Source organism: Sporolactobacillus vineae DSM 21990 = SL153 (assembly GCF_000377985.1).
GTDB lineage: Bacteria > Bacillota > Bacilli > Bacillales > Sporolactobacillaceae > Sporolactobacillus > Sporolactobacillus vineae.
On record NZ_KB899060.1, the window covers coordinates 1 to 24,142 of the forward strand.

28 protein-coding genes, 1 pseudogene and 1 riboswitch are annotated in these 24,142 nt (G+C 46.3%); of the genes and pseudogenes, 10 read left to right on the forward strand and 19 right to left on the reverse strand.

The features are described from left to right. Positions 1 to 513: 513 nt before the first annotated feature. On the reverse strand, positions 514 to 1,449 hold the full coding sequence (locus tag D889_RS0113380; protein ID WP_010632518.1) for an NADP-dependent oxidoreductase: 936 nt from the start codon (positions 1,447 to 1,449) through the stop codon (positions 514 to 516). Between the two features lie 152 nt (positions 1,450 to 1,601). Here D889_RS0113380 and D889_RS0113385 point away from each other — a divergent pair, with 152 nt between their 5' ends. Beyond that, positions 1,602 to 2,063 (forward strand): CBO0543 family protein, encoded by a 462-nt coding sequence (locus D889_RS0113385; protein WP_010632519.1) that lies wholly within the window; start codon positions 1,602 to 1,604, stop codon positions 2,061 to 2,063. A 181-nt stretch (positions 2,064 to 2,244) separates the two neighbouring features. Here D889_RS0113385 and D889_RS0113390 read toward each other — a convergent pair whose 3' ends face one another. Further along, the gene (locus D889_RS0113390; protein WP_010632520.1) at positions 2,245 to 2,709 is read right to left on the reverse strand and encodes a hypothetical protein; all 465 of its coding nucleotides are present in this window, start codon (positions 2,707 to 2,709) and stop codon (positions 2,245 to 2,247) included. Between the two features lie 190 nt (positions 2,710 to 2,899). Between D889_RS0113390 and D889_RS0113395 the strand changes: the two genes are divergently transcribed. Both D889_RS0113395 and D889_RS0113400 read left to right on the forward strand, forming a co-directional pair. After that, positions 2,900 to 3,760, forward strand: coding sequence for a fructosamine kinase family protein (locus tag D889_RS0113395; RefSeq protein ID WP_010632521.1), 861 nt, complete (start codon positions 2,900 to 2,902; stop codon positions 3,758 to 3,760). A gap of 199 nt (positions 3,761 to 3,959) precedes the next feature. Continuing rightward, positions 3,960 to 5,027, forward strand: coding sequence for an NAD(P)H-dependent flavin oxidoreductase (locus D889_RS0113400; RefSeq protein ID WP_010632522.1), 1,068 nt, complete (start codon positions 3,960 to 3,962; stop codon positions 5,025 to 5,027). Positions 5,028 to 5,178: 151 nt separating this feature from the next. Here the strand turns inward: D889_RS0113400 and ribH are convergent, their stop codons facing one another. The 4 genes from ribH to ribD are packed head-to-tail and all read right to left on the reverse strand — an operon-like array spanning position 5,179 to position 8,484. Continuing rightward, the gene (gene ribH, locus D889_RS0113405; RefSeq protein ID WP_010632523.1) at positions 5,179 to 5,646 is read right to left on the reverse strand and encodes a 6,7-dimethyl-8-ribityllumazine synthase; all 468 of its coding nucleotides are present in this window, start codon (positions 5,644 to 5,646) and stop codon (positions 5,179 to 5,181) included. Continuing rightward, positions 5,646 to 6,863, reverse strand: a complete 1,218-nt coding sequence (locus D889_RS0113410) for a bifunctional 3,4-dihydroxy-2-butanone-4-phosphate synthase/GTP cyclohydrolase II (protein WP_010632524.1) — start codon at positions 6,861 to 6,863, stop codon at positions 5,646 to 5,648. Before D889_RS0113410 ends, ribH begins: the two co-directional genes overlap by 1 nt. Then, positions 6,856 to 7,455 (reverse strand): riboflavin synthase, encoded by a 600-nt coding sequence (gene ribE / locus D889_RS0113415; RefSeq protein WP_010632525.1) that lies wholly within the window; start codon positions 7,453 to 7,455, stop codon positions 6,856 to 6,858. Before ribE ends, D889_RS0113410 begins: the two co-directional genes overlap by 8 nt. Further along, on the reverse strand, positions 7,456 to 8,484 hold the full coding sequence (gene ribD / locus D889_RS0113420) for a bifunctional diaminohydroxyphosphoribosylaminopyrimidine deaminase/5-amino-6-(5-phosphoribosylamino)uracil reductase RibD (protein ID WP_010632526.1): 1,029 nt from the start codon (positions 8,482 to 8,484) through the stop codon (positions 7,456 to 7,458). Positions 8,485 to 8,629: 145 nt separating this feature from the next. Continuing rightward, positions 8,630 to 8,763: riboswitch (FMN riboswitch) on the reverse strand. 103 nt (positions 8,764 to 8,866) lie between these two features. On the opposite strand from ribD, the pseudogene D889_RS15480 reads away from it, so the two are divergent. From D889_RS15480 to D889_RS0113430, 3 genes and pseudogenes are all read left to right on the forward strand, one after another. After that, positions 8,867 to 8,977 (forward strand): annotated as a pseudogene (locus D889_RS15480) (SDR family oxidoreductase); the annotation flags it as partial. 87 nt (positions 8,978 to 9,064) lie between these two features. Beyond that, the gene (locus D889_RS0113425; protein WP_010632527.1) at positions 9,065 to 9,325 is read left to right on the forward strand and encodes an AbrB/MazE/SpoVT family DNA-binding domain-containing protein; all 261 of its coding nucleotides are present in this window, start codon (positions 9,065 to 9,067) and stop codon (positions 9,323 to 9,325) included. After that, a complete protein-coding gene (locus tag D889_RS0113430; RefSeq protein WP_010632528.1) occupies positions 9,322 to 9,723 on the forward strand; it encodes a type II toxin-antitoxin system death-on-curing family toxin in 402 nt (133 codons plus the stop codon). Before D889_RS0113425 ends, D889_RS0113430 begins: the two co-directional genes overlap by 4 nt. Before the next feature lies 1 nt (position 9,724). Here D889_RS0113430 and D889_RS0113435 read toward each other — a convergent pair whose 3' ends face one another. From D889_RS0113435 to D889_RS0113470, 9 genes are all read right to left on the reverse strand, one after another. Continuing rightward, entirely contained in the window at positions 9,725 to 9,883 is a 159-nt protein-coding gene (locus D889_RS0113435; RefSeq protein ID WP_010632529.1) for a type 1 glutamine amidotransferase family protein, read from the reverse strand. 30 nt (positions 9,884 to 9,913) lie between these two features. Further along, positions 9,914 to 10,438, reverse strand: a complete 525-nt coding sequence (locus D889_RS0113440) for a GNAT family N-acetyltransferase (RefSeq protein ID WP_010632530.1) — start codon at positions 10,436 to 10,438, stop codon at positions 9,914 to 9,916. A gap of 143 nt (positions 10,439 to 10,581) precedes the next feature. Beyond that, on the reverse strand, positions 10,582 to 10,881 hold the full coding sequence (locus D889_RS15285) for a hypothetical protein (RefSeq protein ID WP_141629381.1): 300 nt from the start codon (positions 10,879 to 10,881) through the stop codon (positions 10,582 to 10,584). A gap of 5 nt (positions 10,882 to 10,886) precedes the next feature. Further along, positions 10,887 to 11,423 carry an ImmA/IrrE family metallo-endopeptidase gene (locus D889_RS15290; protein ID WP_141629382.1) on the reverse strand — a complete coding sequence of 179 codons (537 nt, stop codon included), beginning with the start codon at positions 11,421 to 11,423 and terminating at the stop codon, positions 10,887 to 10,889. 240 nt (positions 11,424 to 11,663) lie between these two features. Continuing rightward, complete coding sequence (locus tag D889_RS15045; protein ID WP_010632531.1) at positions 11,664 to 13,148, reverse strand: Hsp70 family protein; 1,485 nt, start codon at positions 13,146 to 13,148, stop codon at positions 11,664 to 11,666. A gap of 4 nt (positions 13,149 to 13,152) precedes the next feature. Next, positions 13,153 to 14,037: a hypothetical protein gene (locus tag D889_RS0113455; protein WP_010632532.1), complete on the reverse strand. Its 885-nt coding sequence runs from the start codon at positions 14,035 to 14,037 to the stop codon at positions 13,153 to 13,155. Further along, the gene (locus D889_RS0113460; RefSeq protein WP_141629383.1) at positions 14,012 to 14,278 is read right to left on the reverse strand and encodes a hypothetical protein; all 267 of its coding nucleotides are present in this window, start codon (positions 14,276 to 14,278) and stop codon (positions 14,012 to 14,014) included. Before D889_RS0113460 ends, D889_RS0113455 begins: the two co-directional genes overlap by 26 nt. Before the next feature lie 325 nt (positions 14,279 to 14,603). Then, positions 14,604 to 15,074, reverse strand: a complete 471-nt coding sequence (locus D889_RS0113465) for a hypothetical protein (RefSeq protein WP_010632534.1) — start codon at positions 15,072 to 15,074, stop codon at positions 14,604 to 14,606. A gap of 124 nt (positions 15,075 to 15,198) precedes the next feature. Further along, complete coding sequence (locus D889_RS0113470; RefSeq protein WP_010632535.1) at positions 15,199 to 15,744, reverse strand: hypothetical protein; 546 nt, start codon at positions 15,742 to 15,744, stop codon at positions 15,199 to 15,201. A 354-nt stretch (positions 15,745 to 16,098) separates the two neighbouring features. On the opposite strand from D889_RS0113470, the gene D889_RS0113475 reads away from it, so the two are divergent. After that, complete coding sequence (locus D889_RS0113475) at positions 16,099 to 16,851, forward strand: hypothetical protein (protein ID WP_010632536.1); 753 nt, start codon at positions 16,099 to 16,101, stop codon at positions 16,849 to 16,851. 252 nt (positions 16,852 to 17,103) lie between these two features. After that, complete coding sequence (locus tag D889_RS0113480; protein WP_010632537.1) at positions 17,104 to 17,745, forward strand: hypothetical protein; 642 nt, start codon at positions 17,104 to 17,106, stop codon at positions 17,743 to 17,745. A gap of 354 nt (positions 17,746 to 18,099) precedes the next feature. On the opposite strand, the gene guaA is transcribed toward D889_RS0113480, so the two are convergent. The 4 genes from guaA to D889_RS0113500 all read right to left on the reverse strand — a co-directional run bounded on the left by guaA (position 18,100) and on the right by D889_RS0113500 (position 22,757). Then, a complete protein-coding gene (gene guaA, locus D889_RS0113485; RefSeq protein WP_010632538.1) occupies positions 18,100 to 19,641 on the reverse strand; it encodes a glutamine-hydrolyzing GMP synthase in 1,542 nt (513 codons plus the stop codon). A gap of 160 nt (positions 19,642 to 19,801) precedes the next feature. Further along, positions 19,802 to 21,082, reverse strand: a complete 1,281-nt coding sequence (locus D889_RS0113490) for an ArsB/NhaD family transporter (protein WP_010632539.1) — start codon at positions 21,080 to 21,082, stop codon at positions 19,802 to 19,804. Between the two features lie 72 nt (positions 21,083 to 21,154). Further along, entirely contained in the window at positions 21,155 to 21,442 is a 288-nt protein-coding gene (locus D889_RS0113495) for a hypothetical protein (protein WP_010632540.1), read from the reverse strand. A gap of 34 nt (positions 21,443 to 21,476) precedes the next feature. Beyond that, the gene (locus tag D889_RS0113500) at positions 21,477 to 22,757 is read right to left on the reverse strand and encodes an ArsB/NhaD family transporter (protein WP_026039122.1); all 1,281 of its coding nucleotides are present in this window, start codon (positions 22,755 to 22,757) and stop codon (positions 21,477 to 21,479) included. A 394-nt stretch (positions 22,758 to 23,151) separates the two neighbouring features. Here D889_RS0113500 and D889_RS0113505 point away from each other — a divergent pair, with 394 nt between their 5' ends. Beyond that, entirely contained in the window at positions 23,152 to 23,445 is a 294-nt protein-coding gene (locus D889_RS0113505; protein ID WP_010632542.1) for a putative quinol monooxygenase, read from the forward strand. A gap of 18 nt (positions 23,446 to 23,463) precedes the next feature. Beyond that, positions 23,464 to 24,063: a hypothetical protein gene (locus D889_RS0113510; protein WP_010632543.1), complete on the forward strand. Its 600-nt coding sequence runs from the start codon at positions 23,464 to 23,466 to the stop codon at positions 24,061 to 24,063. The last annotated feature ends 79 nt before the right edge of the window (positions 24,064 to 24,142 follow it).

Consider the following 24,142-nt stretch of genomic DNA (forward strand, 5'->3'; position numbering starts at 1 on the left):
TCGAGGCTGATGTACGACAAAAGAACGTGCCGGCTCCTGAGACGGAAAGATATAATGTGGTACCCAATCCACGGATATCAGTATGCCAATCAGCGTTGTACTTTTTGCCTTCGAGCCGTGCGACCCATGATAAGGAAGGAGGGGTGCGTTTGGAAGTCACGTGAAACTGAGCCAGCATGAAAGAGAGGACGCACCCCCCTCAGATTAAAGTCGCTTAAAACAGGAGACCTGGCCAAACAAGTGCGGGGCATTGACAGTTTCGTTCATATCAGTTGATCTTATTCGGGCTCAAGTTGCTCCTATTTGGCTCGGGCCGTTGACACTATGGAAAGCCTGCCGAAAATTTTCTCAGGCTGAGCTTGGGGTTCCGATGAGACGACGTTCGACCCTACTGCAAAACAACGCCCTCTCTGGAAACAACTTTAAATCATTATACTCAGCGATACCGAATCAAAAATGAAAGCCACCCCGGATAAAAAAGGGTGGCTTTCTGCTTCGGAATCATTTCTCGTTTCACTTGATCTTGATGACAATTTTCCCATGGGCATGACGGCTTTCACTGCGTTTATGTGCGGCTTGCAAACCTTTAGTCGATAAATCAAATGTACTGTCAATGACGACTTTGATTATTTTCTGAGCCACTAAAGTGCCCAGTTCGCTCAGCTGCGCGCCATTGGGCTGCAGCCACCAATCCGAAACATCCTGTGAACCATTTTTTTGTTCAGCGGTCGGATGCCCGGCGATCGTGACCAGACGTCCGGCAGGCTTGAGAATTTTCAGGCCTTCGTCGATGGCGTCAATCGTATCAAAGACCGCATCATAATCATGCAGCACGTCTTCAATTTTCGTTGTATGGTAATCAATGACCTCATCCGCGCCGAGACGAAGCAGCAAATCCCGGTTTTCTGCACTTGCAGTCGTTGCCACGTACGCCCCGAGATATTTCGCGATCTGGATCGCAAACAAGCCGACACCGCCGGCACCTGCCTGCACGAGAACTTTTTCACCGGCTTTCACATGCAGACGGTCCTTAACCGCCTGCCAGGCCGTCAGACCCGCCAGCGGAATCGCCGCTGCGGTTTCAAATGAAAGTGACTCGGGCTTTAATGCCACTTTATCTTCTTTGGCAGCTACATATTCCGCGTAGGTCCCCCGTTTGCCGTCTTTGTAAATATCCGGACGCGCAAAGACCTCATCGCCGACTTTGAACCTGGTTACCCCGGCACCGACTTTCGTGACCACGCCTGCAGCGTCCCATCCCAACACCACCGGAAAATCCCAGTTAAACATGGGTTTAAGCAGGCCGAGACGGGCCTTCCAGTCGATCGGATTGATACTGGTTGCATAGTTTTCAATTAATATTTCATCTTCGGCAATTTCCGGTACCGGCAGTTCTTCAAGATGCAGGTTCTCTGCAGGACCGTATTCATTAATGACAACAGCTTTCATGCTTTTTCCTCCTCTGATTCATATGACAGAAATGTGTCATGCGCAACATGTATTATCATAGGTGAACATCACCGCGCCGCAAAGCAATCTGCTTCTATGAGTGAGTTGAACCTTGAGTGGACATACTTTAGTTAAAAAAGAATGTGATCCCCATGATCGGGCTTTCAATCGCCATTGTCCTTTTTCATATGGTTGCTTTCCTGACCAATCATAAACTGACAAAAAGTCAGATCGTTCAATTATGGACCTTTACGATCGCTTTGCAATTGCTTACTGATGCCTATATCGGTAAGAAATATCATGGCTATTGGTATTTCTCAGGGCAAATCGAATGGAAATCGATTCTCATTGAAACCGTGCTTATTCCGCCGGTGAATATTCTTTTTTTAAATGGGTACCCGTTTGCAAGGTCCTTAATGAAACGGCTGCTCTATGTCTTTTCCTGGACCCTCGCGATTACGCTCTATGAATGCATCGCATTATTGCCTGAACCGTGGGGCTACTTTCATCATGGATGGTGGAACACCTTCTATTCATTTCTGGTGAACCCCTTTCTGCTCTTTATTATTTTAAAGTTCTATCGATGGATCAGAAAACTGGAGGATGAATCCTAAGGTATTCTTTTGCGAAAGGGGATATTCCCGGTGAGCGGGCCGTTGATAAGAAACGTAATCCGGAAACGAGTATTCCGATAATAAAAAGGCGGCGCGAATTTTCCTGATCAAAAAAATTCACGCCACCTCTTTATTCACGTTAGAAAGTCTTAAGATTCACTCCACTTATGCTTTACTCACATTAATATTCTCCTTTAATGACAAAGAACGACCCGCGGATCGTTCCAGCGAGTTTAGATTTCTGCCGGGCAAACTTAAACTTTCCTTCTAGCTCCGCAGGTATCGCCATACCTTCGGAAAGCTTCAAACCGACGGCCCGTTTCTTAGGGTTGTCAACCGTATACATGACATTGATTTCAAGCCCATCCTCATAGAAGACATAGGCAAATTTGATATTTTCTACTTGAAAGCGCGATGTTTCAAGAGGGCTGGCCGCAAATTCAAGATCACGTTCTTCTTTCAAGATCCGGTTTACATAATCAAGTGTCTCCTGGCTTTCACTTGCCGGTACAACCGTAAATTCATGCTTATATTTGTTCATGAAATAACGCGCCTCATTGGCACGCAAACCGGCAAGCGCGTCGGCTACGGGTGAAGATTCTAATCCAACCTTGGACACATTTTTAAAATCCACGATATAGGCCATTTTCGTTTCTCCTTTTATTATCTGCATTTCTCAAACTTCATTTGCTGAACTTTATGATACCCCAGAATCATGTCAAAAAGCGATACCGTTTCACTTGCTTGTCCTGGCGATTCCCACTGGGGAATTATACAATTTTTATTAAAGGTTCTAAACTTGAAGTAAATCATATTATTATCGAGGGGGAAGAACGATGGTCGATGACTGGATCCATCAATTGCCGCTGGAAGATGTACAGCAGGTCACGCAGGTTGGCGGAGGGGATGTGAATCAGGCTTTCCGGATCGATACCGGCAAGGGAAGCTATTTCCTTCTGTTCCAGCCCAATCAGACCAGAAGTTTCTATGCCGGTGAAATTGCCGGACTGCATGCTTTTAAAGAAGCCGGTATTCTCGCTCCGCGGGTGATCGCCAGTGGACAGACAAGCGCGGGGGCCTATCTGCTGCTGAATTACCTTGAGCGCGGCACCGGAAAACAGTCGGATCTGGGAAAGCTGGTTGCCCATCTCCATCGCTCGGAAAGTCCAAATGGCCGGTTCGGCTTTGACTATCCTTATTCGGGCTCGAGCATCTCATTCAATAACGACTGGACAGATTCATGGACCGAATTGTTCGTCAACCGGCGTCTGGATGTGCTCGCTGCGCTGCTGCAAAAGAAGCGGCTATGGACGAGCGGTGACGTTAAGCTGTACGAAAAGAGCCGTGATCGCATTGTCGCGGAACTGGCGAGCCACACGAGTAAACCCGTGCTGCTGCATGGTGATCTATGGGGCGGAAACTATATGTTTTTGGCGGATGGTTCCCCGGCACTCATCGATCCGGCAGCTGTTTACGGCGATCGTGAACTGGATCTTGGCGTTACCACGGTCTTCGGCGGTTTCACCTCTGAATTTTACCGGGCTTACGCAGCCGCCTATCCGTTTGATGAAGGCTATGAAAAACGTCTGCCCTTTTACCGGCTCTATTACCTGATGGTGCACCTGAACAAATTCGGTTCCAGCTATGCGGGCAGCGTTTCGGCCACGCTGCGTCAGATCAGCAGGGAAAATCAGTGAGTGCTTGAGCAGCGATTACACCTTGTTCTTCCAAAGGGGAAACTATAAAAAAAAACAACTAACCGGAACCGGCCAGTATGAATTTAATAGTCTTCCAAATGTAAGCGATATCATTTACTGCACGATGAACGGTAATGGCAAATTGAAAACAAGGGAACCGGGTAGTCTAATACCCCAAATCAAAGGGAGCGCTTTTATCATGAAATGGAAAAATACGGCGATAACGAAGAAATTGAGGATCGACTATCCGATTATCCAGGCAGGAATGGCAGGAGGGCCGACCACGCCGGAACTGGTCGCCGCTGTATCAAATGCCGGCGGATTAGGAACCTTGGGCGCCGGTTATATGACTTCTGAAAGTATGCGCATTGATATTGAAAAAATTCGGAAGCTGACCGATCGTCCGTTTGCCGTTAACCTTTTTGTACCGGAGAATGCCGAGATTGATGCTGACAAAGTCAGCAACTCCAATCGCCTGCTCCGCCCAATCCGGGAAAAATTGCATTTAGGTGATCCTCCCGCTGTGCAGCAGCCAACTTTGGAAACCTTCCGCAAACAGCTTGATGTCGTCATAACAACTCAAGTACCCGTATGCAGTTTTACATTCGGCATTCCTGATCAGTCAATCATCGATGAACTGAAGGACAGGAACATACGTGTTATCGGAACAGCAACGACGGTTCACGAAGCCGTTCTGAACGAAAGAGCAGGTATGGAAATGGTGGTCGTTCAAGGCAGCGAGGCAGGCGGACATCGCGGTACATTTGCTGTTCCTTTTGCGGAAGGAATGGTCGGCGTAATGGCCCTGATTCCACAGACTGTTGATGCCGTCCATATTCCTGTGATTGCTGCCGGTGGGATTATGGACGGGCGCGGTGTATTGGCTGCACGGATCTTAGGCGCTGAGGCCGTTCAAATGGGTACGGCTTTTCTGACATGTTTGGAAAGCGGCATCAGCGAGTGGCAAAAAAAATTGCTGCTGAACCATGCCGAGACTGACACCGTTGTGACAGCAGCTTTCAGCGGGAAACCTGCTCGGGGGATCCGAAATGAATTTGTGAAACGATTTGATCCGTTCGCGCACCTTTTCCCAGTTTATCCTATACAGAATCAGCTGACTCAGGATATCCGTAAGAAAGCAGGCAAGGAAAAAAATCCAGACTGGCTATCAATGTGGGCCGGGCAGGGCGTAGGGATGAGCAAGGAATGTTCCGCAGCCGAGCTAATGGAACAAATAATTATGGAAATTGACCGGTTTTCGCTTTAATTTTTCTTTCCAAAACATGAATGACAACTTGAAGAAGCCTGGAAGCTCTTAAATAAGAGTTTCCAGGCTTTGCACTGGGATCAGTTGAATCTTGCAGATAAGATGTTTCACAACCGGCTGCTTTCCTTATTTTCTGAGATGATGTGTTAGCTTACATCTTTACCCATTCATCCAGTGAAATCATCTGTAAGACACCGGCCGCACATTCGCTGCCTTTATTACCTGCCTTACCGCCGGCTCGATTTATCGCTTGTTCAAGATTGTCCGTCGTCAGGACACCAAACATCACTGGAACTGAACTGTTCAATGAAACTTGAGCAAGACCCCGGGCGGTTTCCGAACAGACATAGTCATAGTGAGACGTTTCACCGCGAATGACAGCTCCTAAGGCAATGATACCGTCAACCTTTTGTGCAGTTGCAAGCTGTTTGGCTGCGCGCGGCAGTTCAAACGCGCCAGGTACCCAGGCAACCATAATGTTGTCTTCAGATACGCCGAGTTTTTGCAATTCATTCAGTGCACCTGACAGCAAGCGGCTCGTAACGAGCTCATTGAACTGTGCTACAACAATGCCGACTCGTTTGCCTTCCCCATTGATCTTACCGCGATATTCCTTCATTATTGAACCCCCCTGAGTAAGTGGTGCAGCTTGCGCTTCTTTATTTCCAAATATTTCCTGTTCTCCGGCTGCGCCGGTATTTCAATGGGCAGGCGCGTTGTGACATTGATACCCAGTGCCCGGAGTTGGTCGATCTTGTCGGGATTATTGGTCATCAGTTCAACGGTGCTGATGTCTTTCTTGTGTAAAATTGCGGCGACGATGCCATAATGCCGCTGGTCAGGCTGGAACCCCAGATGGACGTTCGCTTCGACGGTGTCGTAGCCTTCTTCCTGCAACTTATAAGCACGGAGCTTATTGGCAAGCCCAATCCCGCGTCCCTCCTGACGCAGGTAGATCACCGCACCGTGTCCTTGTGCCTCGATTGTCCTCAGTGCAGTAGCCAGCTGTTCACCGCAATCGCAGCGCTTGGAACCTAATATATCGCCCGTGAAACATTCAGAGTGGATGCGCAGGAGTAAGGGTTCAGTTGGGTTTGGTCTGCCCTTTGAAATCAGTAAGGTTGGCTCCTGCCCGTTATGCGTTTCAAAGGCTTCCAGGTTGAAATCACCATACTTCGTCGGCAGTTTCACTTGGGTAATCGATTCAGCGACGTCAATGTCATGCATGTAACGGTAGACTTTTATGTCTTGAATCGAGAGCAGCGGCATCTTGGTGCCCTCTGCGAAAGCTTTCAGATCCTTTTGTCGGGCCATCTTACCGTTTTTCTTCAAAATCTCACAGATGTAGGCGACCGGCGGTGCTCCGGAAATTTTGGCTAAATCGACAGCCGCTTCAGTATGACCCTCTCGTTCCAGGACACCATGATCCGCAGCAACTAATGGAAAGACATGGCCGGGGCGATAAAAGTCGGCCCAGGATTTGGTGTCATCTGCCAATTGTTTGATTGTATCTGCGCGATCGTAAGCGGAGATTCCTGTCGACGTGGTTCGCGCATCAACACTGACCGTAAACGCGGTGCCGAAAGCATCTGTCGCATGACTCACCATCGGGCCCAGGTTCAGCCGCTCCGCACCGTCTCGGCTCATTGGCACACAGAGCAGCCCCCTTGCCTTGGAAACCATTGTATTCACCGCCTCCGGTGTCACATACTGTGCCAGGCCGATCATGTCGCCTTCCGCTTCGCGATGATCCGAATCTGTCACAATAACGAGGCCGCCTTGCTGTAATGCGGCAATGGCTGCTTCAACGCGCTTCGTCACTTCATGATTATTCATTTTGCGCCTCCAGCTGGTTGACAATGTACTTGCCTAAAATATCTGTCTCAATATTTACCAGGGAATCAATCTTCAGAGAGCCAAGAACTGTTTCTTTTTGAGTATAGGGAATCAAACTGACGGAAAACGTCGTATCCGTGACAGCGATCACCGTGAGACTGACCCCGTTAATCGCGACGGATCCTTTTTCAACAATGTATGGTCGATAGTTGTGCGGGAATGAAAGCGTGAGCGTCAGCGCATTTTGATCAGGCACCCGTCCAACCAATTTTGCCGTTGTATCGACATGTCCAAGAACGAAATGGCCATCCAAACGCTCGCCTGCTTGTAAGGCAGGTTCCAAATTGATTCGATCCCCTTGCCTTAAAGCAGCGAGGTTGGTCCGCCGAACGGTTTCCGGCATAACGTCTACGGAGAAACCGTCCTCATGCAGCGCTGTGATCGTGAGACATATTCCATCAACTGCTATGCTGTCGCCGATCTGACTGTTGATTTGCCGGGTGATCGGCGTTGCAATCGATAATGAAGCTGTTTCCTTTTCACGCTTGATTTCGGTAATGCGGCCCATGCCGCGGATAATTCCTGTGAACATTTACATCCTCCTTGCTTCGATCCGAAGATCGTCATTTAATCGCTGAAAACCCGTTATTTTAAATTTCTCTACAGCGTCACTTGCCTGTCCCCAAACTGCAGGCAGCCCATGACCGCCTAACATCTGCGGCGCCAGATAGACGATGATGCGATCGACTAATCCTGCAGCCACAAAGCACGCATGAACGTGACTGCCTCCCTCGACCATGACCGACTGCACGCCGTGCTCCGCAAGCAGTTTCACAATAGCTTCCGGAGCCCACTCATCACATTCAAACACGCGAACGAAGGCTGGCCATTCACGATGAGACGGCTGCCGACTAAGCAGCCAGACGGGTGCTTTTGTCTGGAATACCCGTGCATTTTGATCCACTGTATCAGCATCATCAACAAGAATGATCCGGATCGGCGGAAAAGACACTTGCTGTGTCCGAACGGTCAGCGCCGGGTTGTCGATCAGAAAGGTCTTCTGGCCGATCAGAATTGCCTGGTGAGCAGCGCGCAGAGCCTGACTGTCCTGATATGCGGCCTTGCCGGTTAATAGCGTGCGTCGCCCCATAACACTGTTGATCTTGCCGTCCAGCGACATGGCATATTTCACAGTGATCAACGGGCGATGATGCCTATAAAAGAAGTTGTATGCCTGATTGATTCCCCCAGTTTCCTCATGCACTTCAACGTCAATGCCGCCTTGCTTTAGAATGGCAATCCCTTTACCGGAAACCAGTGGATTGGGATCTTGCTGACCAATCACGACTTTCTTGATTCCCGCGTCGACGAGCCGTTTGGCACAAGGTGGCGTTTTCCCATAGTGGCTGCACGGCTCCAATGTGACATACATCGTTGCACCGCGTGCGTCCGCAATGTGGTTAAGATGGCTCAATGCATTCACTTCGGCATGCATCTGCCCGAAACGATGATGATAGCCGGTGGCAAGGATCATGCCATTCCTGACGATAACAGCCCCTACTAGAGGATTCGTCCAGGTGTTGCCGGCGCCTTTGCGCGCCTCCTCAAAGGCACGTGCCATGAACTTCCCTGAATCACTGATTCCGCTCACCTCACGAAAAAAAGGCCCCGCACAATCGCGGGGCCAAAATTTGATAAGCTAAATAAGATTCCATACGAGCATGGGTACGCCAAGTAACGCGTACACTGTTGTACGAAATTTCACGCTGCTTCTTCTCCCATCCAGACTGTACTGTCGGTCCCAGACTCGCACTGGGTCCACCACAAAAACGTGGGTCACGGACTTCAACTTAAAGTTGTCACCGTCGGTCGGGAATTTCACCCTGCCCCGAAGAAATCTATTCAGTTTTCGCCTTCAATACTATAACAAGTCGGCTGTTTATTCAATCATTATGCCATGCTGAACCATTCTCCACCCAGTAAATCCTTCTCCTGAATTTCAGGGACAGCCCTATGATCTTGCGCCTGTCTATGTTCTGCTTGCTTCAGACGACGGGTCATATATCACGGGCCAGACCATCCATGTCAACGGCGGCCAGACGATGGCGACGTAACTTCCACTTTTAAGCTGCCAAAGTTGTTGTTATCACCGTTATAACGTGATAACATAAGAATGTACTTAACAGGGGAGGTCGAATGCCATGGATGAAATTACCGTTCAGAGGAAACTCATGAAGATAGGAAATAGTTGTGGTGCTACTTTCCCGCATGAAATTCTGAAGCACCTCAACGTAAAGCCGGGCGATCAGATCGACTTCAAAATACAAACAGACGGAACCGTAACACTTAATAAGAAGGAGAGCACGACTCTGCCCAAGGATGTCGATCCAGACTTCATCAATATGGTTAATGGTATCATTGACAAGTACGATGATGTCTTCAAGGGCTTGACTACCCGATGACCCATTACCTCAGCGAAGAACAAATCATCTATCTGAATGCCTTTTTAATTAGAAACTATTCGCCAAATGAAGATACTGGTATCAAAGAAGCGGCACTCTTAAACAGCGCTGTAAATCGGCCAAAGCAGTCGGCATTTGGAAGCGAAGCCTATCCAACGATTTTCAAGAAAGCAGCCGCCCTGTTTCAGAGTCTGGCTCAGAATCACCCATTTTTTAATGCCAATAAACGAACGGCGTTCGCCGCACTCGAAGCTTTTTTGGAGAAAAACGGGTTCACCTTATCCGTTGAAACCCAGGAAGAAATTGATTTTACCGTCGAAGTAGCCGATCAAGAGAACAAAATCGGCATCGCTGGGATCAGTATTTGGATCGAAAATCGCTCGAATAAAATTTCATGAGTCATCGGGACATAAATGAACTGACAGCCTGCCGCTGAAATCCGCAGGTGACCACTTCCACATCGTATCCATAATCATTCCGGGCCCAGCCCATCACATCAACAAACACACTGAACTCCATCGTTTCAAAACCCTTGGCTAACAGAAGAAGTATTTTCATGCGCACCCTCCGGATGGTTGCGGTTATTTCTCAGTCCATGTTAAGCTCGTAGGCCATTCTTTTACCTTCAGGCGTCTGATCAATGAAAATGTCACCGCGGTAGACGAAATTGAAGTCCTTAATCAGCTTTTGCATCCGGACATTAACCTCATGTGTATCGATCCGGAAATTTCTGAATCCCTTTAAATACCCGATCGAAATCAGATTTGAGAACATAAACTTGCTCAGGTGCATCCCTCTGAACTTTGAAGAAATCGCTACCCGGTGAATCGTTGCATAGCGTTCTTCCTGTTGATGCCATGAACCTTTTTCAATTTTTATGTACGTGGGTTCCGGCTCAGTCAGAAGTGTTGATGTACCGGCAACTTGATTACCGACCATCAGCACCCAGCAGCGACTTTTTAAAATATCACTCTTCAGCAGCTCTCTGTTCGGACTGCCGTCCTGCCACTGAGTGCTGCCATCTCGTTTTAAAAGTTGTTTGGCATCATCGATGATCGCCATGATTGCATTTAAATCATCGGCGGATGCCATTCTAACGTAGATATTGGCCATAGTAAGTTGAAACATCCCTTCCGTGTGACCGCACGCCAGCAAGAGCTTCTGCCATTTGATGATGCTGATGCGACAGTTTGTTTGATCCTTATTATATTAGCTGGAACACTCAAATTCTATAGAGCATCAGGCAAACAATACAGTCAGTCTGCTTTTCTAATGGGAATCACTTGTGCAGCATCAAAGTACCGCTTCTTCGATTGCATATAGCGGTCAAAGAAGCTCTTGTCTAAGCCGAATAAATTAGCAAGAAACACAGGAGTGATGTGAAACTCAGATTCCAGATCAGAAACAGAAACAATATACTTATCGAGAATGAGCTGCAGCAGGGATTTGACCCGGCCCGGACGAATCGGCGGCAGCTGATCATCCAGAGGTTCGAACGTCCTGTACCCTTTTTTGTTCAGCTGCCCAAAGAAATAGCGATTTTCCTGATAAGTCATCAGCCCTAATTTGTAAGCACGGTATTCCAAAGCAACCAGCGAAAATATTTGCGTTTCATCTCGATATAGTAATCCGGATTGGAATGTCTTGGCAGTTCAGCAAAGTCCCGTTTGAATTCCGCCTCTGGCAGCAGAAAGTCAGAGGCAAATTCATTCGCCTGCTGCTCGATCTGCTTGTGCTCTTGTCTGGTCAGTGTGTCCATATCAACGGTCGTATGAAGCAGAAGATGACCGAGCTCATGAGCCAGATCAAAGTTTCTGCGAACAGCCGATTTTTTGATATTTCCCAGAATGATGAATGAGCGCCCATCGTCCGTGATGGTGCTGTAGGCATCAATTTCCGGACCAAGGTTCTTTTCAACAATGTAGATGCCGCTCATCTCAAGTGCATACATCAAATCTTTATTATGTTGGAGCCTGATAAATTTTCTTGCCAGATTGGCTGTCTGAGTAATTCTTTGATCGACCGGCTGATCGGGATTGGACCGCAACATTTCCATTGCCTTTTGCCGGAGTACAGTGATCGCTGAATCCGGCGCCATTAAATAATTTTCAAAAAAGCTGATGTAGTAATCCACATAGCTAATATAAGTTAACTCAAGCTATGCTTTTTTCCGTGGCCGCCATTAACTATCGCTAATGATAGAAATGATTCGACACAAAATTTATTGACAATTTTTTGCAAGCGTCAAATTTATAAATTTCTATTTGTGCTTTTACGTCAATACCAATAAATTCATTCCTGATGAAAATACTCAAAAATGATATTATATAATGTTTGATTAATTAGCTCGAGAAGGAAATTTCCCCATCCGGTCTTCTTTATTAATAACTACTTTAACCACATTATTATTCTCCATATTTTTCCCTTTCACAGTAAGGATTCCGTTTGCATCTAGTATAAATGTCACTTCAATCTGTGCTTGCCCAGCTGGTAGGGGTGGTAATCCTGGAATCTCTAATAGACCTAGGACATAGTTCTCGGAGGCTTTCTCAGATTCTCCTTGTGCAATATGAGATGAAATCATAGTTTGATTATCTTGGGTAGTATGATAAATTCCTGAGTTTGTATAAGGAATTGGTGTATTCCTTGGAATCAAAACTGAGAACCCATCATTCACAATCTCAATGCCTAAAGACATTGGAGTCACGTCAACAAGATCTATAGCATTTGAATCTGAACCTGACATGTCAGAGAGTGATTCACCAAGAATCGCAGCACCTATAGCTACTGCTTCATCAGGATTTACAACGAAGTTAATTGGCTTATGCGTGATCTTTCTAACAAAATCTTGTACATAAGGAATTCTTGTTGATCCACCATTCATGACAATCAAGTCTATATCCTTCAGAGATATTTTTGCAAGTTCTAGGGCTTTTTTTACAGGTTCTTCAGTACGCTGCACCAAGTCCTGAATCAAGTCGTTAAACGTTTCTCTCGTGAGGGTGCTTTCGAAGTTTATTGGAATGTTTGTCGATGGGTTAATTGATAGGAATGGGATTGTTATTTCGCATTTAGTTTGTGCACTCAACGACTTCTTTGCTTTTTCAGCTTCTTCTTTAAGTCTAATCTGAACACGCTTATCAGACGTCAGGTCAATGTTAAATTCACTTTTGATCTGAGCATTTATCCATTTCACAATTAATAAATCAAAATCATCACCACCCAGTTTGTTGTCGCCATCCGTTGCTAGGACCTCATAAATCCCTTCTTCTAATTGAAGTATTGAAACATCAAAAGTCCCTCCACCGAGGTCGTAAACCAATATATTAACCGATCCTGATCTCGTCTTCTTATTCGCCCCGAAGGCAATTGCAGCTGCTGTTGGTTCATTCAACACCCTTTCAACCTTGAGACCGGCCAGTTCCCCAGCCTTCTTAGTAGCTGTACGTTGATCATCATTGAAGTAAGCAGGTACAGTGATAATTGCTTTATTGATTGTCTCACCAGTATGCTGTTCAGCTACTTCTTTTAAATACTTTAGTATTTCTGAAGAAATTTCTTCAGGTGAATATTTAGTTTCATTAACTTGAACGGTATAATTAGGCTCACCCATATGTCTTTTTATGGAAGCAAAAGTGTTAGGATTTATGGCTAATTGATTTTTTGCCGGTTCGCCAACAATGATCTCACCATCCTTAAAGGATACAACAGACGGAGTAACTCTGTTTCCGTTTTTATTTTCTAATATTTTTGGCTCCCCATCTTCATAGATTGCTAGGGCAGAATTTGTTGTTCCCAAATCGATACCTAGTGTAAGAGACATCTTTTTAGCTCCTTTTTAACTTTTTGATTTTTTGATAGGCTTTATTGATATCACTTATGTGTGTATTAAGGCTAATTATTTTTTCATCACCTTCTGAGAATCCTTGACTTGTAAGGAATTTTATTTCAAGACTCAACTCTTTTTTGGATGATTTATATGCTTGAATGGTTTCCTTCCAAGTACTATTTTCATCAATACCAAGTATTTTGAAAGGGGATACTTTCTTAGCTTCTTCGTTTTCCCTTTCTCTTTGTTCGAGATTGCGTTTTATCCTTTCTTGTTGCTCAAGAATCCTCTTAGAATTGCTCTCTTCTCTATTTTTTTCTCTTTCTTCTCTTTCTTCTCTTTCTTCTCTTTCTCTTTCCTCTTCTTTCTTTTCTCTATAATTCTTCTCTTTGTGGCTTTCATAATCGTGTTGTTTTTGAAGATGTTTACGTTCTATTTCTCTGTAAAATTCAAATTGCCATGCGACAGATACCCACCATTTAGATATATAATCGTAAATCCATTTAACAAATGGAATTTGAAGCTGATTTCTTAGTAGGATCGCCAGAATAATGAGCAATAATTCAGGAAACAATGTAATTAAAAGGGGCTTCCATGCACCTAATGCTAGTACAAGAATAGCAAACGGCAAAACTATTTTCGCGGATAAGCGCGAAGAACCTAAAAATAGTAATAGAAGGCCAAAACTTTGTATAAACAAAGCGAGCAAAAGCGGCAAGAATAAATTAACATAAAATCCTGTGAGAGAACCATGATACAAAAAATATCCTATTAGTAATTCAGGAATAACATACTTTCGATTTGATTTGAAATTCTCCACAATAGATCTAAGCATTAGAATTGTGCTCCAATCTGCCTTATTTATGAAATCTTTCTTTTTCACGCCTCTCTTGTCTCAAAGCTTCTCGAAAAGTCCTATAATTTTTACCATAAAGCATTGAGTCAGTCATATCTTCCACCTCACCATTCACATGGCCAAAGGTCTTATCAAGACTTCTTTTCCCGAAAAATACTACTTTAAAAATCAAAAATAATATTACCTTTATGACTACAAAAACTGCCCTTGTGAATGTCACTAGAAATCTAAAAAATGCTTTTAACATTATTAATAAATTATCTTTCATGACACATCGCTTCCTAATTTTTTCTTTGTTTAAGAATTGATTATACATGATGTAATACCACTCATTACAGATCATCAAGGAAAATTTACGGATTAACAACTCTTTCATGAGTAACTATACGAGTAACCACATTCATTTATCTTATCGGAAAAATTAGTCTATTATTAAAATATGATTTGCCTGAAGTGAATTCTTTTGTATACGTCCGTCACCCCACTGATTTTTCGCATGGAAAAAGGTAGCAGCCAAATTAGGATGATTTAGTGAGCGATATAACGTATCCTCGTAAGGTAAATTAAAAATTCTAGCGCAGTCATCGAATATTTTACTTATTATCAAAAAGTTCCCCAATTAAACTTGCCTGATGTTCAATTTCGTCCTCAAGCAGGGCAACAAGTTCTTCTGTTTTTTTCTGTAGCTCAATATGAGTTATTTGTTTGGACTGGTCAGAATCCATCTGATTATAAATTCTTTTTAAAGTCGCGATTTCTTCTTTTTTTTGAGCAATTTTTATACTGTCCAAATCAATAAAGTGTTCGAGATCAACATATAATGGCGGATTACCTGGGTCAAAGCCTAATTCCTCTTCTGATATTTTTAGTGATAATAGATTGGATCCATCATCGGTGATTACAGTCACTAGTTGTTTTACTCCACTAATCTTCTTCTTCCTCATATATTTTTCATTATGAGGCAAATATTTCTTGACTTTGCGACGAAAGGTGGATTCCTTCATATCGAATTTCTTAGCGAGTTCCTTAATTGTGTAATATTGCTCTTCATCTGGCATTTTCATCGTCCTCCCTCCTAGATCAACTTAATGGGCTTAAACTATTTCAAATTACCTTAATTCAACATTTAACTAGTTATTCTTTCCGTTAAAATATGCATTGCTGCTAATTTGGAACAACTTCATTCCATCACTCCTTCTCCAAATTCTCTAATTCCTGATAATAATCTTTCCGGTACTTGTCAAACTCTTTAACCATGTTCTGCCCATTGTCATCGATCGGCTGATGTTTAAACTGTCTGATCAGATTGAACAGGCAAATCTCGCACAGAGTGAATGAGATAATCGACTCGTCAAACGGGCTGCCATAGGCAAACCTGACAGTAAACTCATTGAAATAGTTGCCTATGAAGAAAGTCGAATCTGCATAATGATAGACACGCCCGCAACAATCACATCGGAACATTCTTTGCGGTTTGATATCCGGATGGCTATTGATTACAGTCAATCCCTGACGATGCAGAGCGATGAGAAAATAGTCATAAATGAGCTGACCGTATTTATGTGCGATAACCGCTGCATGGTCAAATTCCTCGATGTTTATGTCTCCCGCTTCGAGCTCTACAGTAACATTTTTCAATTTTTCTCGGACCTCATAGACCACTTCTCCTGAAAAAATCATCTGGTAAAGTTCATCGCAAATACCCTGTGTGTACTTATTTATCGATTTCGTCATTGGTACTGTCCCCTTACCTTTTATAGAGAATAGAGTTTCACGGCCCCGAATATTTGATCCAGAATGGCCTGCTTATGCGGCTGACTAATCTTAATGATCATTCCACATGATATTAACTATTTAAGATACCATTATACTTTTTTCATCTATTTATATCAAACTCAATTTTTATATAATTGTTGTATTTTGATAGATAATGTAATATAACTATTGGTGCAGTGAAGCAAAGAATATGTATCCTATTCAAATTAACCCATGTCATTCGATATAAAGAATGATAGGATTTCTTCATTTCTGTTTTGTAACGTTTCAGAGAAACTGGCAATTAATAGCGATAAAAAGGGAGAGAGAAACATGATTTTCAAAAAAACTGTCACACGATCCGTCGTTGCAATAGTTATTGTTCTATTAATATCTAATTTAGCTGCATGCGGAAACAATAATAATGATCAGAACCAGGCTAAGAAGGCCGTCCATGAAAAAACAGTACAGAGTGCCACAACCGAAAGTAGTAACGGAGCAACAAAAAAAGTCAGAAAGCTAAGTGAAACCAGTTCAGCAAATAGTTCAAGTACTCCAAACGCGTCAAATACGTCAAGTTCGACAAGTAAATCAAGTCAAAGCAGCGTTCGTCACACTTCTCAGATTCTTATAAGTTCACCAGCTCAGGCGAGAGCCTGGGTCAAGCAAAAAATTGGCGGCGGTGATAAACATGGTCCATATGTTTATAGCTATATGTCAAACACTGTCGAGTTAAAAGGAATTAAGGTTTATTGGGTAAAGGGCCCGGGACATGACTATTACGTTGATCGGAAAGGTAATATATATGACGATTCTGCTAATAAGGTTGCTGGTCCATCCAGTCCGGATGCACCGGTAGTCAAACAAAAGCAGAAAAAGCCGGCAGTAAAGAAAGCACAAAAGAAATATGCTCTAAATAGTGCGGATGAAGCAGTTGCTGCTCTGAAACATAAGTACGGAGATCAGGGATGGAATGTCATGAGCGGAACTATGGGCATGTCGAATAATCCATCCTGGACCATATCTTCAGCAAAAGGTCAGACATATGTCATCTATGCGATCGACGGACACGTTGAAAAGCAATAATTGATGGATAACAAGTCTAAACCTACTCTACATTCGTATAAGATCTTGTTTATCCTACTTGAAAGCACTTTTGAATGTCCACCAAGTTTCCTTAATTAGTATGACTGTCATAGACATAATGATCTTATTAAAAATGATGATTGTGATTAGTTAATGCTGGATTCTGCTAAAGAATATCTGCTAAAGATCACATATTTAAATTGCGACTTAAATCAATCGGCTGATTTAAATATTGAAGGGAGCGATGATCTTATGTTCAAGCTAAGCATTAATGCATTGAAAAATGTCAAAGTTATCCTTCTCACTTTCGTCATTGCTCTTACTATGATTGGCACATCGGCGTGCAGTCAGGCAATGAACAGCACAACGAATGCAAATGCCGTTCATCATCCGAAAACGGTGCAAATCCAGACGCATAAGGCCGCAGCCAAAGCGAAGGCCGTCAAAGCGGCTAAAGCCAAAAAAGCTGCCGCTGCTAAGAAAATTGCGGCAAAGATGTCGAGCAAAAAGGCGACCGTGTCGAAACGGAAGGCGGCGGTAAAAAAGAGCGCAGCGAAGAAGACGGTGACGGCGCGCACACGCAAAGCCGTTACAAAGCGCAAATCCGTTGCTGTGAAGAAAGCGGTCAAACGCGCACCGGTCGCACCGGTCAGAACCAGTGTTCATAAGTCCGTTACGCCAACGCGTTATGCAAGGGCCAAGGCACCGGTCAAGAAGGCGCCGGTACGGAAGCCTGTTGCGAAGAAACCGGCGGCCCATTCTTCGAGCTCGGATACGCAGACGCAGAGTCAGATCAATAGTATTCAGGATGGACTCAATAAATCTGGAACATTGGTTGGAACAGGTAAAGTTTCAGCTACAGGCGGTACGTATTCTACGTATCTAGTTAAATGAGAGGATGATCGAAAACGATGCTTAAAAAAATCTTAAAAGTCGCACTGGTTTTCAGTGTCGGCTTTTTTATGTTAGCGTCTGATTTTTATTCAGGTGTTCCAGTTCATCTACTCACTATTGATGGACCGCCAATTTGACCTTAGAGATGAGGAGCCAAAGTAAGTTCGTGTCGCCTCCTACTGGCATCTTTCTGAATCAAGCTAACAAAAAAAGCCGCCAGTCCCTGCCCCACAACTTTCGTGAGTCAAATCCTAGCGGTTTTTTGTGGAGGGAGAACCCTTTATGTCCCTACCAAATTGTATCTTCTCAAAATGCTGTCAAATTAACATTCTAGCCTCAATTAACAAGCTAATTTTATTCCCACTCAATCGTTGCCGGCGGTTTGGAAGTCACATCATACACAATCCGGTTGACGTGCTCCACTTCATTGACGATCCGGTTGGAGATCTTTTCAAGGACATCCCACGGGATCCGTGCCCAGTCGGAGGTCATGCCGTCGATCGATGTGACGGCGCGGATGCCGACGCAGTAGGCGTAGGTCCGGCCGTCGCCCATGACGCCGACGCTGCGGAAGTTCGGCAGGACAGTGAAGTACTGCCAGATGTCGCGGTCGAGGCCGGCGTTCTTGATCTCTTCGCGGAGAATGGCGTCGGATTCGCGGACGATCGCCAGTTTGTCTTCCGTCACCGCGCCAAGCACGCGGATGCCGAGGCCTGGTCCCGGGAACGGCTGGCGCCAGACGATGTCGTCCGGCAGGCCGAGTTCTTTCCCGAGCTGGCGCACTTCGTCTTTAAACAGCCGGCGCAGCGGTTCGATCAGTTTGAATTTCATGTCTTTCGGCAGGCCGCCGACATTGTGATGCGACTTGATCGTCTGTGAGGAACCGCCCGCACCGCTTTCGACAACATCGGTATAAAGTGTTCCCTGGACAAGATAGGAGATATCTTTGAGCTTATCCGCTTCTTCCTGGAAGACGTAGATAAACTCGTTGCCGATGATTTTCCGCTTCTTTTCCGGATCGGCGACGTTCTCCAGCTTGTCAAGGAAACGCTTCTTGGCGTCGACAAAGATGAAATTCATATGGAACTGGTTGCGGAACGTCTCGACAACGCCTTCCGCCTCGCCTTTGCGCAGCAACCCGTGATCGACGAACACGCAGGTCAGCTGATCGCCGATCGCTTTATGCACCAGCGCCGCCGCAACGGCGGAATCGACCCCGCCGCTCAATGCGCACAGTACCTTCTGGCTGCCGACTTTCTCCCGGATCTGCTCCACCTGCTGGTCAATAAAGTGCGCCATCGACCAGTCCTTTTCCGCTTTACATATGGAGAAAACGAAATTTTTCAGCAGATCATTGCCGTACTTTGTATTCCGGACTTCCGGATGATACTGTACGCCGTACAGCTTCTTCGCGACATTGCTCATCGCCGCAACCGGACAGGATTCACTCGTCGCTTCAATCTTGAAGCCTTCCGGCGGCGCCTTGACCAGGTCGCCGTGGCTCATCCAGACCGACTGGGTGGCCGGCTGATCCTGATACAGTGCACTGTCCTTATCCGCATGGATATCCGCTTTTCCGTATTCGCGGTGCGCCGCGTGCGCCACGTCGGCACCGAATTGCAGGCTCATCAGCTGCATGCCGTAACAGATCCCGAGAATCGGAATGCCGAGTTCATAAATTTTCGGGTCGACTTTCGGCGCGCCGTCATCATAGACGCTGCTTGGCCCACCCGAGAAGATAATGCCCAGCGGCTTTTTTTCCTTAACTTGTTCCGCCGTCAGCGTGTTCGGCAGCAGTTCGCTGTAAACGCCCTGATCGCGGACACGCCTGGCAATCAGCTGATTATACTGCCCGCCGAAATCCATGACCATGATAAAATTTTTCGGTTGTCCCATTTTTCCGCGTGCACCCCGTTCTTTTTTATTCTCCCTGACTCATCTAATAGAAAAGCAGGATGCTCTCTGGAAGCGTCCTGTCTGTATCTTAACGTCCATGTCGCTCAATTCCTTAACTACGTTCTTTATTTTATCAATCCCGCCATTCTTCGGCAACCTGTTACAATAAATACCTGAAATAGACATAGACAGTGGAAATAACCAGCGACAGGAGCATGACCGGCAAACCGATTTTCATAAAGCCGATAAACGTAATCGGATGGCCTTCTTTCCCGGACAGTCCGGCAACAACCAGATTAGCGCTCGCACCGATGAGCAGCCCGTTTCCGCCCAGGCAGGCGCCGAGCGACAGGCTCCACCACAGCGGTTCCAGATTGCTGATGCCCATCTGGCCCATATCTTTAATGAGCGGAATCATCGTCGCGACAAACGGAATATTGTCGACAAAGGAAGACGCAAACGCGCTCAGCCAGAGAACGAGAAAAGTGGTTGGGACGAGCCTGCCGCCGGTCAGGGCAAGCGCACCCTGAGCGATCCAGGTAATCACCCCCGCCTGCACAAGCCCGCCGACAAGAACGAACAAACCGACAAAGAAAAAAATTGTCGGCCATTCCACGTCCGAGAGTGCCTTTTCCATATACGGTTCGCCGGTCATCAGGAGAAGCAGGAAGGCGCCGGCCAGAGCGATCGTTGCTGTCCCGACACCGAGCGTCTGATGCACAAAAAAGCCGGCAACCGTCAGCACTAATACGGACAGCGACTTGATCAGAAGCACCTTGTCATCAATCTCATCGAACGGATTCAGTGCGGCAAGACGTTCACGGGCATCCTTGTGTCCCCTGAGACTTTTTCGATAGAGGAAGCACAGCAATAAGAGCGTGGCGACCGTGACCATCAGAATGACTGGTGTCAGATTGGTGATAAAATCGATAAAGCTCAGGTCTTTAACTGCACTGCCGATCATGATGTTCGGCGGATCGCCGATCATCGTCGCCGTTCCGCCGATATTGGCCATAAATATTTCCGACATCAGGAAAGGTATGGGGGTAATATCCAGCTGTCTTGCAATACTGAACGTCACGGGAACCATGAGCAGCACAGTCGTGACATTATCCAAAAAGGCAGACCCTGTTGCTGTAATCAGCGATAAAACAATAAGTAGGGCAAGCGGGCGTCCGCCGACACTTTTTGCCGCCCAGATCGAAATAAGCCGGAAGAGACCGGTCCGCGAGGTCACTGAGACAATGATCATCATGCCGATCAAGAGCCCGAGTGTGTTGAAGTCGATGTACCGGATCGCCTCCGTCTGATCAACGACGCCGAGAAAGATCAGTGCTGTTCCACCAAGAATCGCAATAATCGTCCGGTGCACCGTTTCTGATATGATGAAACCATAGCTGAGAATAAATACCGTGATCGCCCAAAAGGCTTCCCTTTCCAACAGTCAACCGACCCTTCAGAATATGCTATTTCTTCAAAACGGATAGAATAGAAACCGGCACTATCCCAGAAATCAGTGTCCCTGCCAGGCAACGGATAAAAGCAGCTGGAGCTGAAACAGGTGAACCACAAAGGGGACATAAACATCCCGTCTCACGATCACCTGATACTCATGATCTTGTCGCGAATAGAACAGGATGTCCGTATACACTTTATCGTCCTCAAAAAAGGCCCTCAGTTTGCGCAAACGATCCAAGGCTTCATTCGTTTTCGTATGGATTAAAAATTCACAGTCTTGTCCGTTTCTTTTCTCCGTTAAGGAGATCATTTCCTCATTCACTTTGAAGGACAAATGATTCATTTGCTTCACCCCCGTTTTCAACAACCAAAACTTATCACAGCAGATAGCGCAAATAAATATAACTCATGGCTAGAGTCACCGAGATCACCATAACCAGCAGGCCGATGCCCATGTACCGGACAAATGAGATCGTGTGCCCTTCCCTGCCGGCAAGTCCGGCAACGAGCAGATTGGCGCTCGCACCGATCAGCGTCCCGTTGCCGCCGAGACAGGCACCGAGTGCCAGACTCCACCAGAGCGGTTCCAGATTGGTGATCCCCATCTGGCCCATATCTTTAATGAGCGGAATCATCGTGGCAACAAACGGAATATTGTCGACGAATGCTGAGGCCATGGCGCTTAGCCATAAGACGAGAAACGATGTTTTCCTCAGGTCGCCGCCGGTGAACGCGATCGCTGCCTCTGCCAACTGGCGCATCACGCCGGTTTCGATTAAACCGCTGACTAACACGAATAAACCGAGAAAGAAGAAAATCGTCGGCCATTCAACAGCACTCAGCGCTCGCTCCAGAACTTTTTTCCCGGTCAGCAGCAGCAGAACGAAGGCGCCGCCAAGGGCAATTGTCGCCGACTCGACATGGATGAACTGATGGATAAAGAAGCCGAAGATCGTCAGACATAGGATAGAGACGGATTTGATCATCATCAGGCGATCCGTTAATTCGCTCTTTTCATCAAGCCTAAGCAGCTCTTTCTGGACGGCCGCGGTGGTATGCAGGCGCTTGCGGTAGATCAGGATCAGGAGCAACAGGATGAGCACACTGATCAGCAGCACAATGGGCGCCAGATGGACGATGAAATCCATAAAGCCGAGCCCGGGAACACTGCTTCCGATCATGATGTTCGGCGGATCGCCGATCATCGTCGCGGTGCCGCCGATATTAGCCATGAGGATCTCCGTGATCAGATAAGGGACCGGATCCAGTTTCAGCAATCGGGTCATACTGAACGTGATCGGCACCACCAGCAGAACCGTTGTGACATTGTCCAGAAAAGCGGAGCCGACCGCCGTCATGACGGCGAGTACGATGAGCAGCGGGACTGGTCTGCCCTTTACTTTCTTCCCCGCCCATACCGCAATGTACTTGAATAATCCGGTTTCAGAGGTCACGGAAACCATGATCATCATCCCAATAAGCAGGCCCAGCGTATTAAAATCGACATGTTCCAGGGCCTGATGCTGGCTGACAATGCCTGAGAAAATCATCAGGGCACCGCCGATCATCGCAATGATTGTTCGATGAATTTTTTCGGAAATAATCAGGCCATAAGCGATAATAAAAATGACAATGGCCATATATGCCCCGTTTCCCATCCAGTCCCGTCCTTTATAAGTGTTTTCAAAACCTCCAAAAAACAAAAAGAGCCCCTTGTTGACAGGCTCCACCAGTTTTTCCGTATTATTCACTTGACTTCCTTATCTGAGCATACCGGCAATACAAGCCTGTTGTCAAGAAGTTTCTTCATACTGTCGCCGCAAGCCGCTCAGCGGCAAAAAAAAGAGCAGTCCGTTTCCGAACTGCCTGATACAAGATAAGGGGGGAAAGCATTCATACTTTAACCATAATTAAGTATAGGACAGGTTTATTTGAAAACGTGCAATCCGGCAAAACTTTGACATTTGCTGAAAAAATCTCATGATTCAGGAGCCAGTAAAGTTTTCGTATTTTTCCGTCATTAACGGTAAAATAAAAGCGGAGGCGTAGCCGATGAAAATCATCCATGCAACTTTTACTGTTAAACCAGACTTCAGAGAAATATTTCTTTCCGAGACCGTTCCGCTCATTGCCGGGTCGCAGATGGAGCCGGGCAACCTGAGCTATCACCTTTATCAGGAAATCACTGACCCGGACATGTTCATCATGGTCGAAGAATGGAAAGATCAGCAGGCCGTCGATATGCATCACCAGGCACCCTATTTTACCCGGTTCAACGTCCGCACGGAGAGCTTCTTCTGTGAACCGACTCAGGTGTCCGTTTTCGATGCGGAGAAAAACAGCTGATCAGAGAAGAGGGAGCACATGTGGTTCACTGAATCCGAATGCATCCATGCGATGAAAATCGCCTCCGAATACCTCAGTTTCTCGTTTACGCGCAACGAGTATACCCGCTGGCAGCGCCGCCACAAAGAATATCCGACCGCCGCGCAAATTGCCCAGCGGCTGCACGGATTCAATGAGGCCAAGGTTCAGGCCGGACTGATTCCCCACGCAACGATTGAGACGTCAAGGCTCTTCTCCGACGATCAGCTGATCCGGACACTGCGGCGCTACCAGCGAGAAATCGGCGATCCGTTCACTGCGCAGGCGTACGAAGTGTGGCGTCAGAAGCAGACGAAAGCGCCGTCGGTCAGCACACTCCGCAAGCGTTTCGGCAGCATTGCCGAAATCCGGAAGCGGCTGGCCCTGCCGCCGGCTGAGGACGTGCTGCTTGATTCCGATGAAAAATGGCTCGGACCACTTGCCGGATTTATCGCATCCCGGCTGAGTCCCGCCGCCTATCAGGACTGGGCTGCGGCCCATCAGGCGCCGTCGATCGATGAACTCAGGCGCTATGCCGGCAGCTATGACAGCGCCCTGGCCGAAGCGATCGAGCGGTTTCTGCAGCAACTGAAGGAGTGATACCGGAAACCTTTTTCCAGACGCGTCTTGGCTGATTGAATCGCGGTAACTGAGCATACTACATCCTGAGGTGAGGTTC

Excerpts from the sequence above, each read along its gene's own strand:
- D889_RS0113380 (WP_010632518.1), bottom strand. The coding sequence starts at position 1,449 with ATGAAAGCTGTTGTCATTAATGAATACGGTCCTGCAGAGAACCTGCAT.
- D889_RS0113385 (WP_010632519.1), top strand. The coding sequence starts at position 1,602 with ATGATCGGGCTTTCAATCGCCATTGTCCTTTTTCATATGGTTGCTTTC.
- D889_RS0113390 (WP_010632520.1), bottom strand. The coding sequence starts at position 2,709 with ATGGCCTATATCGTGGATTTTAAAAATGTGTCCAAGGTTGGATTAGAA.
- D889_RS0113395 (WP_010632521.1), top strand. The coding sequence starts at position 2,900 with ATGGTCGATGACTGGATCCATCAATTGCCGCTGGAAGATGTACAGCAG.
- D889_RS0113400 (WP_010632522.1), top strand. The coding sequence starts at position 3,960 with ATGAAATGGAAAAATACGGCGATAACGAAGAAATTGAGGATCGACTAT.
- ribH (WP_010632523.1), bottom strand. The coding sequence starts at position 5,646 with ATGAAGGAATATCGCGGTAAGATCAATGGGGAAGGCAAACGAGTCGGC.
- D889_RS0113410 (WP_010632524.1), bottom strand. The coding sequence starts at position 6,863 with ATGAATAATCATGAAGTGACGAAGCGCGTTGAAGCAGCCATTGCCGCA.
- ribE (WP_010632525.1), bottom strand. The coding sequence starts at position 7,455 with ATGTTCACAGGAATTATCCGCGGCATGGGCCGCATTACCGAAATCAAG.
- ribD (WP_010632526.1), bottom strand. The coding sequence starts at position 8,484 with ATGGCACGTGCCTTTGAGGAGGCGCGCAAAGGCGCCGGCAACACCTGG.
- D889_RS0113425 (WP_010632527.1), top strand. The coding sequence starts at position 9,065 with ATGGATGAAATTACCGTTCAGAGGAAACTCATGAAGATAGGAAATAGT.
- D889_RS0113430 (WP_010632528.1), top strand. The coding sequence starts at position 9,322 with ATGACCCATTACCTCAGCGAAGAACAAATCATCTATCTGAATGCCTTT.
- D889_RS0113435 (WP_010632529.1), bottom strand. The coding sequence starts at position 9,883 with ATGAAAATACTTCTTCTGTTAGCCAAGGGTTTTGAAACGATGGAGTTC.
- D889_RS0113440 (WP_010632530.1), bottom strand. The coding sequence starts at position 10,438 with ATGGCCAATATCTACGTTAGAATGGCATCCGCCGATGATTTAAATGCA.
- D889_RS15285 (WP_141629381.1), bottom strand. The coding sequence starts at position 10,881 with ATGACTTATCAGGAAAATCGCTATTTCTTTGGGCAGCTGAACAAAAAA.
- D889_RS15290 (WP_141629382.1), bottom strand. The coding sequence starts at position 11,423 with ATGGCGCCGGATTCAGCGATCACTGTACTCCGGCAAAAGGCAATGGAA.
- D889_RS15045 (WP_010632531.1), bottom strand. The coding sequence starts at position 13,148 with ATGTCTCTTACACTAGGTATCGATTTGGGAACAACAAATTCTGCCCTA.
- D889_RS0113460 (WP_141629383.1), bottom strand. The coding sequence starts at position 14,278 with ATGAAAGATAATTTATTAATAATGTTAAAAGCATTTTTTAGATTTCTA.
- D889_RS0113465 (WP_010632534.1), bottom strand. The coding sequence starts at position 15,074 with ATGAAAATGCCAGATGAAGAGCAATATTACACAATTAAGGAACTCGCT.
- D889_RS0113470 (WP_010632535.1), bottom strand. The coding sequence starts at position 15,744 with ATGACGAAATCGATAAATAAGTACACACAGGGTATTTGCGATGAACTT.
- D889_RS0113475 (WP_010632536.1), top strand. The coding sequence starts at position 16,099 with ATGATTTTCAAAAAAACTGTCACACGATCCGTCGTTGCAATAGTTATT.
- D889_RS0113480 (WP_010632537.1), top strand. The coding sequence starts at position 17,104 with ATGTTCAAGCTAAGCATTAATGCATTGAAAAATGTCAAAGTTATCCTT.
- guaA (WP_010632538.1), bottom strand. The coding sequence starts at position 19,641 with ATGGGACAACCGAAAAATTTTATCATGGTCATGGATTTCGGCGGGCAG.
- D889_RS0113495 (WP_010632540.1), bottom strand. The coding sequence starts at position 21,442 with ATGAATCATTTGTCCTTCAAAGTGAATGAGGAAATGATCTCCTTAACG.
- D889_RS0113500 (WP_026039122.1), bottom strand. The coding sequence starts at position 22,757 with ATGGGAAACGGGGCATATATGGCCATTGTCATTTTTATTATCGCTTAT.
- D889_RS0113505 (WP_010632542.1), top strand. The coding sequence starts at position 23,152 with ATGAAAATCATCCATGCAACTTTTACTGTTAAACCAGACTTCAGAGAA.
- D889_RS0113510 (WP_010632543.1), top strand. The coding sequence starts at position 23,464 with ATGTGGTTCACTGAATCCGAATGCATCCATGCGATGAAAATCGCCTCC.